We start from the raw sequence: 14,772 nt of genomic DNA on the forward strand, positions 1-14,772 counted from the left end.
ATGCATTGCGAGTCTCCGATCAAACGTCGCCCGTCCCGCAAGATCTGGGTCGGTAACGTGCCGGTGGGTGGGGATGCCCCCATCGCCGTGCAGAGCATGACCAACACCGACACCCTGGATGTGGCGGCCACCGTGGCCCAGATCCGCCGTCTGGAAGACGCCGGCGCCGACATCGTCCGCGTCTCGGTGCCGGACATGGACGCTGCCGAGGCGTTCGGCAAGATCAAGCAGCAGGTCAAGGTACCGCTGGTTGCCGATATCCACTTCGACTACAAGATTGCCCTGCGCGTGGCCGAACTGGGCGTCGACTGCCTGCGCATCAACCCCGGCAACATCGGCCGCGAAGACCGCGTCAAAGCCGTGGTGGATGCCGCCCGCGAGCGCAACATCCCGATCCGCATCGGCGTCAACGCCGGTTCCCTGGAGAAGGACCTGCAGAAGAAGTACGGCGAGCCGACCCCCGAGGCGCTGCTGGAATCGGCCATGCGCCACGTCGATCACCTCGACCGCCTGGATTTCCAGAACTTCAAGGTCAGCGTGAAGGCCTCCGACGTGTTCATGGCGGTGGCCGCCTACCGCCTGCTGGCCAAGCAGATCGAACAACCCCTGCACCTGGGCATCACCGAAGCCGGTGGCCTGCGTTCGGGCACCGTGAAGTCCGCCGTCGGCCTGGGCATGCTGCTCGCCGAAGGCATCGGCGACACCATCCGCATCTCGCTGGCCGCCGACCCGGTGGAAGAGATCAAGGTCGGCTTTGACATCCTCAAGTCGCTGCGCCTGCGCTCCCGTGGCATCAACTTCATCGCCTGCCCGAGCTGCTCACGGCAGAACTTCGATGTGGTCAAGACCATGAACGAGCTGGAAGGCCGCCTGGAAGACCTGCTGGTGCCGCTGGATGTCGCCGTGATCGGCTGCGTGGTCAACGGCCCGGGCGAAGCCAAGGAGGCGCACATCGGCCTCACCGGCGGCACCCCGAGCAACCTGATCTACATCGACGGCAAGCCGGCGCAGAAGCTGCAGAACGATAACCTGGTGGATGAGCTGGAACGGCTGATCCGCGAAAAAGCGGCCGAGAAGGCCGAGGCCGACGCCGCACTCATCGTGCGCGGCTGACCGCAACAAGGACCCTACGTGAGCAAGTCCCTGCAAGCCATCCGTGGCATGAACGACATCCTGCCGGACCAGACCCCGGCCTGGCGCTATCTGGAACGCACCTTCGCCGGTCTGCTGGACAGCTACGGCTACAGCGAGATCCGCCTCCCGATCCTCGAGTTCACCGAACTCTTCGCCCGCGGCATCGGTGAAGGCACCGACGTGGTCGACAAGGAGATGTACACCTTCCTCGACCGCAACGGCGAATCCCTGACCATGCGTCCGGAAGGCACCGCGGGTTGCGTGCGCGCTGTGCTCGAGCACGGCCTGTCCGGCGGCGGCCAGGTACAGAAACTGTGGTACACCGGCCCGATGTTCCGCTACGAAAAGCCGCAGAAAGGCCGCTACCGCCAGTTCCACCAGATCGGCGTGGAAGTCTTCAACCTGCCCGGCCCGGACATCGATGCCGAGCTGATCATCCTCACCTGGCGCCTGTGGCAGAAGCTGGGCATGGCCGACGCCGTGACCCTGCAGCTGAACACCCTGGGTTCCAGCGAGGCTCGCGCACGTTACCGCGACGACCTGGTGGCCTACCTGCAGGAGCGCTTCGAGCAGCTGGACGAAGACAGCCAGCGCCGCATGACCACCAACCCGCTGCGCATCCTCGACAGCAAGGTGGAAAGCACCCAGGCCCTGCTGGTCGGAGCGCCGAGCCTGCACGACTACCTGGACGACGAGTCGATCGCCCACTTCGAGGGCCTGAAGGCCCGTCTGGATGCGGTCGGCCTGCGCTACGAGATCAACCAGAAGCTGGTGCGCGGCCTGGATTACTACTGCCGCACCGCCTTCGAATGGGTCACCGACAAGCTCGGCGCCCAGGGCACCGTCTGCGGCGGGGGCCGCTACGATGGCCTGGTCAGCCAGTTCGGCGGCAAGCCGACGCCGGGCGTGGGCTTCGCCATGGGCGTGGAGCGCCTGGTGCTGCTGCTGGAAACCCTGGGCGTGGTGCCTGCCGAGCTGAACCGCCCGGCGGATCTCTACGTCTGCGCCTTCGGCGAGCCGGCGGAGCTGGCTGCGCTGACCCTGGCCGAAAAGCTGCGTGATGCCATTCCCGGCTTGCGCCTGCTGGTCAACGCCGGCGCGGGCAGCTTCAAGAGCCAGTTCAAGAAGGCCGACAAGAGTGGCGCACAGTTCGCCATGATTCTGGGTGACGACGAACTGGCCAACCGCGTGGTAGGTTTCAAGCCCCTGCGTGGCGAGGGCGAACAACAGAATATCGCCTGGGATGCTCTGCCCGAGCACCTGGCTGCCTGCCTCCAGCAGGCCTGAATCGAGCGGATAGGAGTATTGGGGTGAGTAACCGTACCGAAGAAGAACAACTGGCTGACATCAAGGACTGGTGGCAGCGCAACGGCATGCCCCTGCTGACCGGCGCCGCGCTGGCGCTGATCGTGGTGTTCGGCTGGCAGGCCTGGAAAAAGTACCAGACCAACCAGTCCCAGGGCGCTTCCATCATTTACCAGGCCCTGCTGGAAACCGCGCTGAACCCGAGCGGCAAGCCCGACACCGCCAAGGTCGCCGAACTGGCCGGCAAGCTGACCACCGACTTCCCCGGCACCCCGTACGCCCAGTACGGCCGCCTGTTCGTCGCCAAGGTCGCGGTGGACAACGGCAAGCTGGACGACGCCGCCCTTGAGCTCAAGGCCGTGGTCGACAAGCCGGTGGACGCCACCCTCGGCGAGCTGGCCCGCCAGCGCCTGGCCCGTGTCCTGGCTGCCCAGGGCAAGGCCGAGGAAGGGCTGAAGCTGCTCGACGGCACTGTCGACAAAGCTTACGTCGCCACCCGCGAAGAACTGCGCGGCGACCTGCTGCTGCAGCTCAAGCGCAATGACGACGCCCGCGTCGCCTACGAGAAGGCCAAGGCCGCGCTGCCTGAAGACGCCGCCGTTGGCGCCCTGCAGATGAAACTCGACGACCTGGCCAAGGGAGACGCCTGAGATGTTGCGTTGGAAACACGTTGCACTGCTGGCACTGACCCTGATGGCTGTGGGTTGCAGCAGCAATAGCAAGAAAGAACTGCCGCCGGCCGAACTGACCGATTTCAAGGAAGAGGTTCGCCTGGAGAAACAGTGGAGCCGCTCCGTCGGTGACGGCCAGGGCGACCTGTACAACCTGCTCGAACCCGCCGTGGATGGCCAGACCATCTACGCCGCGTCTGCCGAAGGCCGCGTCATGGCCATGCAGCGCGAGAGCGGCGAAGTGCTGTGGAAGAAAGATCTCGATCTGCCGATCTCCGGCGCCGTCGGCGTGGGCAACGGCATGGTCCTGCTGGGCACCCTGCGCGGTGACGTGATTGCTCTGGATTCCGGTTCGGGCGAACAGAAGTGGCGCGCCAAGGTCACCAGCGAAGTGCTGGCAGCCCCGGCCACCAACGGTGACGTGGTGGTGGTGCAGACCCAGGACGACAAGCTGATCGGCTTCGACGCGTCCACTGGCAACCAGCGCTGGATCTACGAAGGCACCGTGCCGGTGCTGACCCTGCGCGGCACTGGCGCTCCGCTGATCGCCGGCCGTCTGGCCCTGGCGGGCCTGGCCAGCGGCAAGGTCGTCGCCGTGGATGTGGAGCGCGGCCTGCCGGTCTGGGAGCAGCGCATCGCCATTCCGCAAGGCCGTTCCGAACTGGACCGCGTCGTCGATATCGACGGTGGCCTGCTGCTGGTGGACAACGTTCTCTATGTCGCCAGCTACCAGGGCCGCGCCGCGGCGCTGGACGTCGGCACCGGCCGCGTCCTCTGGCAGCGTGAAGCGTCCAGCTACGTCGGCGTCGCCGAAGGTACCGGCAGCGTGTTCATCAGCCAGGCCAGCGGCACCGTGGAAAGCCTCGACTCCCGTGGCTCGTCCTCGCTGTGGAGCAACGACGCGCTGGCTCGCCGCCAGCTGTCCGCTCCGGCCGTGCTGTCGAGCAACGTGGTCGTCGGCGACCTGGAAGGTTACGTGCACCTGCTCAGCCAGGTGGACGGTCGTTTCGTCGGCCGCGAGAAGGTCGATGGTGACGGCGTGCGGGTTCGCCCGCTGGTAGTCGGCAGCTGGATGTACGTGTTCGGCAACAGCGGCAAGCTGGTCGCCTACACGATTCGCTAAGCTGTGTGTTACGGCCGGCCGCTGCCGTGAAAAACGGCAGCGGCCGTCGTGTTTTCTGAAAATCTGAAATTTCCTGGAGAGCCGCATGGTTCCCGTAATAGCCCTGGTGGGCCGCCCGAACGTCGGCAAGTCCACCCTGTTCAACCGCCTGACCCGCACCCGTGACGCCATCGTCGCCGAGTACGCAGGGCTGACCCGCGACCGCCAGTACGGCGAGGCCAAGTGGCAGGGCAAGAAATTCATCGTCATCGATACCGGTGGTATTTCCGGTGACGAAGAGGGTATCGATGCCAAGATGGCCGAGCAGTCGCTGCAGGCCATCGAAGAGGCCGACGCCGTCCTGTTCATGGTGGATTCCCGCGCCGGCCTCACCGCCGCCGACGAGATGATCGCCGACCACCTGCGCAAGAAGAACAAGCGCACCTACCTGGTGGCGAACAAGGTCGACACCGTCGACCCGGACATCGCCCGCGCCGAGTTCAGCCCCCTGGCCCTGGGCCACGCGATCCCGATCGCTGCCGCCCACGGCCGTGGCATCACCCAGATGCTCCAGGAAGCCCTGGGCGAAATGTTCGCTCCCGAGCCCGAGGCGCCGGAAGACAACGACCTGCCAGGCGAACTGGAAGAGGTTGCCGAGGGCGAGGAAGCCAAGCGCATCCCCGGCCCGAGCGAGAAGGATGGCATCAAGATCGCCATCATCGGTCGTCCCAACGTCGGCAAGTCCACGCTCGTGAACCGCATGCTCGGTGAAGAGCGGGTGATCGTCTACGACCAGGCAGGCACCACGCGCGACAGCATCTACATCCCCTTCGAGCGCAACGAAGAGAAGTACACCCTGATCGACACCGCCGGCGTGCGCCGTCGCGGCAAGATCTTCGAGGCGGTGGAAAAGTTCTCGGTGGTGAAGACGCTGCAGGCGATCCAGGACGCCAACGTGGTCATCTTCGTCATGGACGCCCGCGAAGGCGTGGTCGAACACGACCTCAACCTGCTCGGCTTCGTGCTGGAGACCGGCCGCGCGCTGGTCATCGCGCTGAACAAGTGGGACGGCATGGAATCGGCCGAGCGCGAGTACGTGAAGACCGAGCTGGAGCGCCGGCTGATGTTCGCCGATTTCGCCGACATCCACTTCATCTCCGCCTTGCACGGCACCGGCGTTGGCCACCTGTACAAGTCGGTGCAGGACTCGTTCCGTTCCGCCGTGACCCGCTGGCCCACCAGCAAGCTCACGCAGATCCTCGAAGACGCCATCCAGGTCCACCAGCCGCCGATGGTCAACGGCCGTCGCATCAAGCTGCGCTATGCCCACCTGGGCGGCGCCAACCCGCCGCTGATCGTGATCCACGGCAACCAGGTCGATGCGGTGCCCAAGGCGTACACGCGCTACCTGGAGAAGACCTTCCGCCGCGTGCTGAAGCTGGTCGGTACGCCGATCCGCATCGAGTACAAGGGCGGTGACAACCCGTTCGAGGGCAAGAAGACCCAGCTCACCGATCGCCAGGTCAACAAGAAGCGCCGCCTGATGTCGCACCACAAGAAGGCGGAGAAGAAGAAGAAAGACAAGCGTAAATAACGTCTGTCGGTCTTCAGGCGGCACGCCGCAGGCGATAGAGTAGGGGCCTCCCTCTCAATTGCCTGCGGCCTGTAGTCACGCCATGCTCACCAGCAAACTGCCGAATGTCGGCACCACCATCTTCACCCGCATGTCCCAGCTCGCCGCGCAAAGCGGAGCGCTGAACCTCTCCCAGGGTTTCCCGGACTTTCCCGCACCCGCACCGCTGCTCGAAGCGGTAGCCAGCCATGTGCTGGCCGGGCACAACCAGTACAGCCCGATGACCGGCCTGCCGGCGCTGCGCGAACAGGTGGCGGCCAAGGTTGCCGCGTTCTATGGCCGCCAGGTCAGTGCCGACGCCGAGGTCACCATCGTCCCCGGCGCCACCGAAGGCATCTTCTGTGCGGTACAGGCGCTGATCCGCGCCGGTGACGAAGCCATCGTCCTCGACCCTTGCTACGACAGCTACGAGCCTTCGGTAGAGCTGGCCGGCGGCCGCTGCGTGCACGTTGCGCTGAGCCAGCCGGATTTCCGCATCGACTGGCAGCGCCTGGCCGATGCCATCACCCCGCGCACGCGCCTGATCTTCCTCAACAGCCCGCACAACCCCAGCGGCGCGCTGATCGACCGCGCGGACCTGGATCGCCTCGCCGAGCTGATCCGCGACCGCGAGATCTACGTGATCAGCGATGAGGTCTACGAGCACCTGATCTACGACGGCGTGCAGCACGCCAGCGTGCTGGCCCATGACGAGCTGTACCCGCGCGCCTTCGTCGTCAGCTCCTTCGGCAAGACCTATCACGTCACCGGGTGGAAGACCGGCTACGTGGTGGCGCCGCCGGCGCTGTCGGCGGAGATGCGCAAGATCCACCAGTACGTGAACTTCTGTGGCGTGACGCCGCTGCAGCACGCCCTGGCCGATTTCATGGCCGCGCACCCCGAGCACCTGCACGAACTGCCGGGCTTCTACCAGGCCAAGCGCGACCTGTTCTGCGACCTGCTGGAAGGCTCGCGCTTCCGCTTCCAGCGTGCTGCCGGCACCTACTTCCAGGTGGTGGATTACTCGGCGATCCGCCCGGACCTCGATGACGTCGCCATGTCCGAATGGCTGACCACCGAGCACGGCGTGGCCGCGATCCCGGTTTCCGTGTTCTACCAGCAGGCGCCGGCGAACATGCGCCTGGTGCGCTTCTGCTTCGCCAAGAAAGAGGAGACGCTGCGCCAGGCAGCGGAACGACTATGCGCGATCTGACTCAACTGCCCGACCTGAAACTGGCGCTGGTGCAGACGACCCTGATCTGGCACGACGCTAAGGCCAATCGCGAACGCTTCGAGGCGCTGCTGGAGAGCGCCCGCGGCGCGGACGTGGTGATCCTGCCGGAGATGTTCACCACTGGTTTCTCCATGGACTCCGAGACGCTGGCCGAAGCGGAGGAGGGCGCGACCTACGCCTGGCTGCGCGCGCAGGCGTCGAGGCTCGACGCCGTGGTCTGCGGCAGCCTGATCATCCGCGCTGCCGACGGCAGCCATCGCAACCGCCTGCTCTGGGCGCGCCCGGATGGCGAGGTGCAGCACTACGACAAGCGCCACCTGTTCCGCATGGCCGGCGAGCACCAGCACTACACGGCGGGCGAGCAGCAGGTGCTGCTGGAATGGAAGGGGTGGCGAATTCGCCCGCTGGTCTGCTACGACCTGCGCTTCCCGGTGTGGAGCCGCGATGCGCAGGGCACCGACCTGTTGCTCTACACCGCCAACTGGCCGGCCGCGCGCCGCCAGCACTGGAACCGGCTGCTGCCGGCTCGGGCGATTGAAAACCTCTGCTATGTGGCGGCGGTCAATCGCGTCGGGGAGGACGGCAAGGGCCACGCCTATTCCGGTGACAGCCAGGTGCTCGACTTCCAGGGCGACAGCCTGCTGGCGGCCGGCAATGCCGATGGGGTGTTCCAGATCACCCTGAGCGCGGCGGAGCTGGCGGCCTACCGCGAGCGTTTCCCGGCCTATCTCGATGCGGACGAGTTCGAGATCCGACGTTGACCGGGTGGCAATCGCGGACGAAGTCCGCTCCTACGTAAGCCTGGAACCGTGTAGGAGCGGACTCCGTCCGCGATGGTTTCGCCCCGCTCGAGACCCCGCAACGGAGCACTCTTGTAGGAGCGGGCCATGCCCGCGATCGCGCGCATGGCGCGCTCCTACAGGGTGTTGATTCAATACGCGCTGGCGGTATTCAACCGCTGGATCGCCTCGTCACCGAGCTTCAGGTCGACCGCTGCGATCAGGTCCGGCAGTTGCTCCAAGCGGGACGCGCTGGCAATCGGCGCGGTGATGCTGGGGCGGGCCATCAGCCAGGCCAGGGCGACCTGGGTCGGCGTGGCGTTCAGTTCGCCGGCGACGTCTTCCAGCGCATCGATGATGGCGAAGCCGCGCTCGTTCATGAAGTTCTTCACCTTGTAGCCGCGCACGCTGCTCTTGCTCAGGTCCGCCTCGCTGCGGTACTTGCCGGTGAGGAAGCCCGCCGCCAGCGAATAGAAGCTGATCACCCCCAGCCCCAGCTGCTGCACCGTGGGTTCGAGGTGGGTTTCGTAGTTGGCGCGGTCGTAGAGGTTGTAGTTGGGCTGCAGGCTCTGGTAATTCGGCAGCTTCAGGCGCTCGCACACCTCGCAGGCCTCGCGCAGGCGCCTGGCCTCCAGGTTCGATGCGCCGATCACCCGCACCTTGCCGCTCTCCACCGCTTCGGCAAAGGCGCCCATGGTTTCCTCCATGGAGGTGTGCGGGTCGTCGCAGTGGGACTGGTAGAGATCGATGTAGTCGGTCTGCAGGCGCTTGAGCGAACGCCCCAGCGCCTGCTCGATGTACACCGCCGACAGACCCTTGTGGCCGTTGCCCATGTCCATGCCGACCTTGGTGGCGATCTGCACCTGGTTGCGCTTGCCGGTCTTCTTCAGCCATTTGCCGATCAGCGCCTCCGATTCGCCGCCTTCATGGCCAGGGACCCAGCGCGAGTAGACGTCGGCGGTGTCGATGCAGGTGAGCCCGGCGTCGACCAGCGCATCCAGCAAGCGAAACGAGGTCGCCTCGTCGGCGGACCAGCCGAACACGTTGCCGCCGAACACCAGCGCGGGAATCTTCAGGCCCGATTGGCCGAGTTCGCGTGTACGCATCTGCTTGGGCTCCTGAGGCTGTGCGGGAACCCTCAGTGTAGACGCGCCCGCGCGCCGCGGGGCGGATTGGCCGGCAGCGCCACGCCAGCTGGTCTATCATGGCGGCCTGCCCTATTGCCGAGTGCCCGCCATGACCACGACTCCCTACCTGCTGGACCAGCTGGAAACCGCCGACATGCTGTTGATCGACGGTCTGCATGCCTGGCAGTTCGAGCTCAACGAGGCATTGCTGGACCAGGCCGACGCTGCTGCCCATGCCGACCAGCCCTTCGCCAGCGAAGACGTGGTGCTGCAGATCGAGTCCATCGACGGCCGCGACCGCCGCGAATGGCGCTTCAGCTACAACCAGGTGATGGAGGCCAGTTACCAGGCCGAAGACGAATCCTGGCTGCTGCGTTCCGGTGACCAGCAGCACCGACTCTGCTGCCTCGGCGCAGTCGCCGCCAGCGGCGACGACGAGTAACTGCAAAAGGCCCCGCGAGGGGCCTTTTTCATGGGTCAGAACGCCAGTGGATAGCTGGTGATGAAGCGCACCTCGTCATAGTCGCTGGCGTAGCTGCTGCGCACCGTGGAGGTCCGCAGGAGGAACGACAGCGTCTTCAGCGGCCCGCTCTGGAGGGTGTAGCCGACATCGGTATCGCGCTCGTACTCGTGGCCGTCGCTCTTGCCTGGCCGCGCGATGTCCGTGCCCTTGGTGTAGCGCGTCATCAGCGTCAGGCCCGGCACGCCGAGGCTGGCGAGGTCGTAGTCGTAGCGCAGCTGGTAGGAGCGCTCCTGCGCCCAGAAGAAGCCGCCGTTGGTGACCCAGTTGACCAGGTACGGCTGCGGCGTGTTGCCCAGCAGCATGGGGAACATGTCCTCGCCGAGCATGCGCTGGTAGGTCGCCGAAAGCGTGTGGCCGCCGTGCTTCACGCCCAGGCGTGCACCATAGGCGCGGTTGTCGATGCGCCCGGACAGCGCCTGCCCGGATTCCTCGTTGTGGAAGTAGCTCAGGGTGCCGAGCAGCGCGGTGTTATCCCCCAGTGGTTGCTTGAAGTTGGCGCCGACATAGTGCTGGTCATAGATGTCTTCGAGCTGGGCGAAGTAGTAGCTGGTGGACAATCCGGGCGCCCACTGCGCATCGACGCCGCCCAGGTTCAGCTTGTTGCTGTCCTGGCTGGCAGGGCGGGTGGCGAGGTAGAACGACTCGCGGTCGGAGGAAGCGCGGGTGCTGGTGTTCCACAGTTGCGCGGCGGTGAACTTGAAGCGATCCGACTCCTTCGATTCCAGCATCACGCCCTGGAAGGTCTGCGGCAGCACGCGCACGTCGTCCTGGAAGATCACCGGCAGGCGCGGTTCCAGCAGGCCGACCTTCAGCGTGGTCTTCGAATAGCGCAGCTTGAGCGTGGCGCCGCCACGGCTGAAGTCATCCACCGGCTCGCCGGTGCTGCGGTCGTAGGGCAGGTTGCTGTCGTTGCTGGTACCGGCGCCGCCGTCGAGCTTGAGGGCATAGAAACCGGTGAAGTCCACGCCGACGCCGATGGTGCCTTCGGTGAAGCCCGAGCTGAACCGGGCCAGCACGGCCTGGGACCAGCTACCGGCCTGGGATTGCGGCGCATTGTCCTGGCGGTAGTCGCGCAGCATGTAGAAGTTGCGCAGGGTGGTATCCAGGCGGCTGTCGTCGATCAGGTCGGCCTGGGCACAGAGGGGCATCAGCGCGCCGCACAGCAGCGCACCGGTAAAGCGATTACGGGACATCGTCATCTCCTGGAGCCGCTCGCCGGGGCGCAGGGCGCCACGCCGGCGAGCGGGCGTACGTCGTGTCGAGGCGGGCGCGATCAGTTCGCGGTGGCGGTGCTGGCCAGCGGCATGGCGCCGGGCGGGGGCGTCTGTTCCTGGCCCAGGCTGCGGCGGAAGTGCTTGCGGCCGCTGCCCAGCAGCCACAGGCAGAGCAGCCCGGCGAGGGTGACGATGATGCCGATGGACGAGCCGACGGCCTTCGGGTCCTTGAAGTACTGGTCGGTGAGCAGCGCCACCAGGGTGGTGCCCACGCCCAGGCCGATCAGGTTGGACACCAGCAGGAACAGCGCCGACACCTGCGCCCGCAGGCGGTTGGGTGTGAGCACCTGCATGGCGGCCGCGGAGGTGGAGATGCAGAAGGCGCAGAAGAACATCGCCGGGCCCATCAGCAGCACGGAGAGCTGCAGGCTGCTGGCGGTCACCGAGCCGATGACGAAGGGGATGGTGCAGGCCGCGCCGAGCATGCCGCTGATCATCGCGGCGTCGCTGCGCCCGCGTTTCTGCAGCACGTCCACCAGCCAGCCGGCGCAGAACACCCCGGCGGTGTTGAGCACCAGCAGGATGCCGCCGAGGACGTAGCCCACCTCCAGCGGCGTCAGGCCGTACTGGCGGATGTACATGGCCGGCGCCCAGCCCATGAGCGCGTACTGGCACATGGCGAAGAAGGAGAAGCCCAGGCAGTGGCAGGTGAAGGTGGCGCGGTGGCGGCGCAGGAAGCGCAGGCCGTCGCCGATGGTTGCCTTGTGCTGCGGGTTCGTCTCCTTGCGCGCCGGATCGCGGATGGTCAGCGCAATCAGCAGCGCCACCAGCACGCCGGGCAGGCCGACGATGAAGAAGGCGATCTGCCAGGAGCGCACCTGGCCCAGCCAGCCCAGTTCGATGGCCGGCACATCACGCAGCGCCTCGATGACGTAGCCGCCCACGAGGAAGGCTAGCCCGCCGCCGAGGAAGGCGCCCATGGAGTACAGGCCCAGCGCGCGGCCGAGCTTCTCCTTGGGGAACAGGTCGCTGAGCATCGAGTAGGTCGCCGGCGTCAGGGCGGCCTCGCCGACGCCCACGCTCATGCGCGCGAGGAACATCTGCAGGAAGTTCTTCGACAGCCCGCACGCGGCGGTGGCGATGCTCCAGAAGGCCACGCCGATGGCGATGATCTTCACCCGCGAGGAGCGGTCGGCGAGGTACGCGATGGGCAGGCCCATGAAGGCGTAGAACAGCGAGAACGCCAGCCCGCTGAGCAGGCTGAACTGGGTATCGCTGATCTGCAGGTCGGCTTTGATCGGCTCGATCATCAACGAGAGGATCTGCCGGTCAACGAAGGAAAAGATGTACGCCACCATGCACAGCACGACGACATACCAGGAATAGCGCGAAGCACGGACGGATTGCGGGTGTGGGGATTGCGGGTTCACGGTTACTGGCTCCTGAAGCGGGTGAAGGCAGATGGCCAAGCACGTCGAGCTCGTTGTTGTTGTAGGTAACCGGGCGCCACTGTACGCAAGGCAGGGGCGGCCGAAGGTGTCTGATTGCGTGACACGGTTTTTTGTTTGCCTGCCGCTTTCACGGCAGTGCACGCAAGACTAGGGAAGGGCCGGGGCGGCGGTAATCGGGGCGAGTACCAGCATTGCGGAGACTTCCCCCTAGGGGAATAGGGGGAATCTTTAGGCGGGGACGGCGCGGAAGAACAACGAACCCTTGGCCAGCGCAAGACCCAAGGGGACGCCATAGAAGATGGCGAAGATAACAATCAGGAAGAGGAGGCTTACGCCAAACGCACGCCAGTTGGATGAAAAGGCACCGCCTTGCGCTGCATGATCTGCCAGTGCTGTGCTGGTCACTTGCTTCGCATACTCATGCATCGTCAGTACTGCGACGATATTGAATGGGGCGACTGGAAAACTTGCCGGGATCAGTGTGAGCACCACGAGGCCGATAAGCAGCCCTGTTCCGACGTACCAGACCTGGCGCGTTCGCTCAGGCATTCCCAGGCGGCGAAGGTTCTGCGCCATGATCCAGGCTCCAGCGATTGGCGTTCCAAAAAAGGAAGCAATGCCAACGGCGTTTACCCGATAAACAGGTTCTCTGGTTATGGCGGTCGAAGGACTATCGAGAGTGGCAGTAGGCGTCTGGAAAGGATTGTCCTGCGGGGTGTCCGACATGTTTTCGCTCCATCGAAAACAGCCCCGGACGCGCGAGGCGTCCGGGGCAAAGGGACTTCCAGATTACCAGGCTTACGCGGCTTTCGCGTGGCCCAGCGTCACCGCGCGGTTCAAAGCGCTGAACAGCGCATGGAAGCTGGCGGTGGTGATGTTTTCATCGATGCCGATGCCGTGCAGCGAACGGCCACCCTCAACGCGCAGTTCGATGTAGGCGGCCGCGCGGGCGTTGGTGCCGGCGCCGATGGCGTGCTCGTTGTAGTCCATGATCTCGACGTCCACCGGCAGCGCGGCGACCAGGGCTTCCAGGGTGCCCTTGCCCTTGCCGTGCCAGCGGTGCTGCTCGCCCTTGTGGGTCACGTCGATGTCGATGGCGCAGATGCCGTTCTCTTCCTGCAGGCGGTAGTTCTTCAGGCCGAACGGGGACACGGCCTGCAGGTACTCGGTCTGCAGCAGGGTATAGATCTGCTCGGCGGTCATCTCCAGGCCGAGACGGTCGGTCTCGTTCTGTACCACCTGGCTGAACTCGATCTGCATGCGGCGCGGCAGGCTGATGCCGTATTCCTGTTCGAGCAGGAAGGTGATGCCGCCCTTGCCGGACTGGCTGTTCACACGGATCACCGCTTCGTAGCTGCGGCCGATGTCCGCCGGGTCGATCGGCAGGTACGGCACTTCCCACACGGCGTCGTCCTTCTGCTGGGCGAAGCCCTTGCGGATGGCGTCCTGGTGGGAGCCGGAGAAAGCAGTGTGGACCAGGTCGCCAACGTACGGGTGACGCGGGTGCACCGGAATCTGGTTGCACTCTTCCACCACCTTGCGCACGGCGTCGATGTCGGAGAAGTCCAGCTCAGGGTCGACGCCCTGGGTGTACATGTTCAGCGCCATGGTCACCAGGCAGAGGTTGCCGGTGCGCTCGCCGTTGCCGAACAGGCAGCCTTCGACGCGGTCGGCGCCGGCCATCAGGGCCAGTTCCGAGGCGGCTACGCCGGTGCCGCGGTCGTTGTGGGTGTGCAGGCTGATCAGCACGCTGTCGCGCTTGTTGATCTGGCGGCCGAACCACTCGATCTGGTCGGCGTAGTTGTTCGGGGTGGAGCACTCGATGGTGGCGGGCAGGTTGAGGATCAGGCGGTTCGCCGGGGTCGGCTGGAACACGTCGATCACCGCGTTGCACACCTCGACGGCGAAGTCGGTCTCGGTGGAGCTGAACACTTCCGGCGAGTACTCGAAGCCCCACTGGGTTTCCGGTGCGGCGGCAGCCAGGCGCTTGATGGTCTGGCCGGCGGCCACGGCGATGGCTTTCACGCCCGCCTTGTCCTGGTTGAAGACGATCTTGCGGAAGCTCGGGGCGCAGGCGTTGTAGTAGTGGACGATGGCCTTCTTCGCGCCCTTGAGGGATTCGAAGGTGCGCTCGATAAGGTCGTCGCGGGCCTGGGTCAGCACCTGGATGGTGACGTCATCGGGAATGTGGCCGCCCTCGATCAGCTCGCGAACGAAGTCGAAGTCGGTCTGCGAGGCGGACGGGAAGCCCACTTCGATTTCCTTCAGGCCAACCTGAACCAGGCACTTGAAGAAGCGCATCTTCTTCTCGGCGTCCATCGGCTCGATCAGGGACTGGTTGCCGTCGCGCAGGTCGGTGGACAGCCAGATCGGCGCCTTGTCGATGATCTTGTCCGGCCAGGTGCGGTCGGGCAGGGTGATCGGGGTGAAGGCGCGGTATTTCTTCGACGGGTCTTTCAACATGCTCATGAGCGGAATCCTTGTTCTCTGCGGCCTGTCGGGCCTGCGCAAAAAATCTGAATGAGGCGAATCGGGAAGGGGGGCTCAGCCACGCAGTCGCGGGCTGACCAGGCGCAGGCAGGCGTGTTGGCGAAGCAGAATGAGGGTGTGTGCGGTTTTC

General features: G+C 65.5%; 13 protein-coding genes. 8 read left to right on the forward strand and 5 right to left on the reverse strand.

Features of this window, described 5'->3' with window-relative positions:
• The 7 genes from ispG (at nucleotide 1) to ACNFIA_RS22450 (ending at nucleotide 7,819) form a co-directional block, all read left to right on the forward strand.
• Nucleotides 1-1,113 (forward strand): flavodoxin-dependent (E)-4-hydroxy-3-methylbut-2-enyl-diphosphate synthase, encoded by a 1,113-nt coding sequence (gene ispG, locus ACNFIA_RS22420; RefSeq protein ID WP_259756928.1) that lies wholly within the window; start codon nucleotides 1-3, stop codon nucleotides 1,111-1,113.
• An 18-nt stretch (nucleotides 1,114-1,131) separates the two neighbouring features.
• Nucleotides 1,132-2,421 carry a histidine--tRNA ligase gene (gene hisS / locus ACNFIA_RS22425; protein ID WP_259756927.1) on the forward strand — a complete coding sequence of 430 codons (1,290 nt, stop codon included), beginning with the start codon at nucleotides 1,132-1,134 and terminating at the stop codon, nucleotides 2,419-2,421.
• 23 nt (nucleotides 2,422-2,444) lie between these two features.
• Nucleotides 2,445-3,089: a YfgM family protein gene (locus ACNFIA_RS22430; RefSeq protein WP_416788758.1), complete on the forward strand. Its 645-nt coding sequence runs from the start codon at nucleotides 2,445-2,447 to the stop codon at nucleotides 3,087-3,089.
• A 1-nt stretch (nucleotide 3,090) separates the two neighbouring features.
• Nucleotides 3,091-4,233: an outer membrane protein assembly factor BamB gene (gene bamB / locus ACNFIA_RS22435; RefSeq protein ID WP_259756925.1), complete on the forward strand. Its 1,143-nt coding sequence runs from the start codon at nucleotides 3,091-3,093 to the stop codon at nucleotides 4,231-4,233.
• A gap of 85 nt (nucleotides 4,234-4,318) precedes the next feature.
• On the forward strand, nucleotides 4,319-5,806 hold the full coding sequence (der, locus tag ACNFIA_RS22440; protein WP_017522279.1) for a ribosome biogenesis GTPase Der: 1,488 nt from the start codon (nucleotides 4,319-4,321) through the stop codon (nucleotides 5,804-5,806).
• Nucleotides 5,807-5,888: 82 nt separating this feature from the next.
• Nucleotides 5,889-7,037 (forward strand): pyridoxal phosphate-dependent aminotransferase, encoded by a 1,149-nt coding sequence (locus tag ACNFIA_RS22445; protein ID WP_416788762.1) that lies wholly within the window; start codon nucleotides 5,889-5,891, stop codon nucleotides 7,035-7,037.
• Nucleotides 7,025-7,819, forward strand: coding sequence for an amidohydrolase (locus ACNFIA_RS22450; protein WP_416788765.1), 795 nt, complete (start codon nucleotides 7,025-7,027; stop codon nucleotides 7,817-7,819). The genes ACNFIA_RS22445 and ACNFIA_RS22450 overlap by 13 nt, the downstream gene beginning before the upstream one ends.
• Nucleotides 7,820-7,989: 170 nt before the next feature.
• On the opposite strand, the gene ACNFIA_RS22455 is transcribed toward ACNFIA_RS22450, so the two are convergent.
• The gene (locus ACNFIA_RS22455) at nucleotides 7,990-8,943 is read right to left on the reverse strand and encodes an aldo/keto reductase (RefSeq protein ID WP_416788767.1); all 954 of its coding nucleotides are present in this window, start codon (nucleotides 8,941-8,943) and stop codon (nucleotides 7,990-7,992) included.
• 130 nt (nucleotides 8,944-9,073) lie between these two features.
• Between ACNFIA_RS22455 and ACNFIA_RS22460 the strand changes: the two genes are divergently transcribed.
• Nucleotides 9,074-9,406, forward strand: a complete 333-nt coding sequence (locus ACNFIA_RS22460; protein ID WP_259756918.1) for a DUF5629 family protein — start codon at nucleotides 9,074-9,076, stop codon at nucleotides 9,404-9,406.
• Between the two features lie 35 nt (nucleotides 9,407-9,441).
• Here the strand turns inward: ACNFIA_RS22460 and ACNFIA_RS22465 are convergent, their stop codons facing one another.
• The 4 genes from ACNFIA_RS22465 to leuA form a co-directional block, all read right to left on the reverse strand.
• The gene (locus tag ACNFIA_RS22465; RefSeq protein WP_416788770.1) at nucleotides 9,442-10,680 is read right to left on the reverse strand and encodes an OprD family porin; all 1,239 of its coding nucleotides are present in this window, start codon (nucleotides 10,678-10,680) and stop codon (nucleotides 9,442-9,444) included.
• Between the two features lie 80 nt (nucleotides 10,681-10,760).
• The gene (locus tag ACNFIA_RS22470) at nucleotides 10,761-12,131 is read right to left on the reverse strand and encodes a spinster family MFS transporter (protein ID WP_416788773.1); all 1,371 of its coding nucleotides are present in this window, start codon (nucleotides 12,129-12,131) and stop codon (nucleotides 10,761-10,763) included.
• Between the two features lie 249 nt (nucleotides 12,132-12,380).
• Nucleotides 12,381-12,878 carry a hypothetical protein gene (locus ACNFIA_RS22475; RefSeq protein WP_416788776.1) on the reverse strand — a complete coding sequence of 166 codons (498 nt, stop codon included), beginning with the start codon at nucleotides 12,876-12,878 and terminating at the stop codon, nucleotides 12,381-12,383.
• A gap of 72 nt (nucleotides 12,879-12,950) precedes the next feature.
• Nucleotides 12,951-14,621: a 2-isopropylmalate synthase gene (gene leuA / locus ACNFIA_RS22480; protein WP_416788778.1), complete on the reverse strand. Its 1,671-nt coding sequence runs from the start codon at nucleotides 14,619-14,621 to the stop codon at nucleotides 12,951-12,953.
• Nucleotides 14,622-14,772 lie beyond the last annotated feature (151 nt).

Source organism: Pseudomonas sp. NY15437 (assembly GCF_048068435.1).
GTDB classification, from domain to species: domain Bacteria; phylum Pseudomonadota; class Gammaproteobacteria; order Pseudomonadales; family Pseudomonadaceae; genus Pseudomonas; species Pseudomonas nitroreducens_B.

Bases quoted from the DNA above. Each gene is read 5' to 3' on its own strand.
- ACNFIA_RS22465 (WP_416788770.1), bottom strand. From the start codon at position 10,680: ATGTCCCGTAATCGCTTTACCGGTGCGCTGCTGTGCGGCGCGCTGATG.
- ACNFIA_RS22475 (WP_416788776.1), bottom strand. From the start codon at position 12,878: ATGTCGGACACCCCGCAGGACAATCCTTTCCAGACGCCTACTGCCACT.
- ispG (WP_259756928.1), top strand. From the start codon at position 1: ATGCATTGCGAGTCTCCGATCAAACGTCGCCCGTCCCGCAAGATCTGG.
- ACNFIA_RS22450 (WP_416788765.1), top strand. From the start codon at position 7,025: ATGCGCGATCTGACTCAACTGCCCGACCTGAAACTGGCGCTGGTGCAG.
- ACNFIA_RS22445 (WP_416788762.1), top strand. From the start codon at position 5,889: ATGCTCACCAGCAAACTGCCGAATGTCGGCACCACCATCTTCACCCGC.
- ACNFIA_RS22460 (WP_259756918.1), top strand. From the start codon at position 9,074: ATGACCACGACTCCCTACCTGCTGGACCAGCTGGAAACCGCCGACATG.
- ACNFIA_RS22455 (WP_416788767.1), bottom strand. From the start codon at position 8,943: ATGCGTACACGCGAACTCGGCCAATCGGGCCTGAAGATTCCCGCGCTG.
- der (WP_017522279.1), top strand. From the start codon at position 4,319: ATGGTTCCCGTAATAGCCCTGGTGGGCCGCCCGAACGTCGGCAAGTCC.
- leuA (WP_416788778.1), bottom strand. From the start codon at position 14,621: ATGAGCATGTTGAAAGACCCGTCGAAGAAATACCGCGCCTTCACCCCG.
- bamB (WP_259756925.1), top strand. From the start codon at position 3,091: ATGTTGCGTTGGAAACACGTTGCACTGCTGGCACTGACCCTGATGGCT.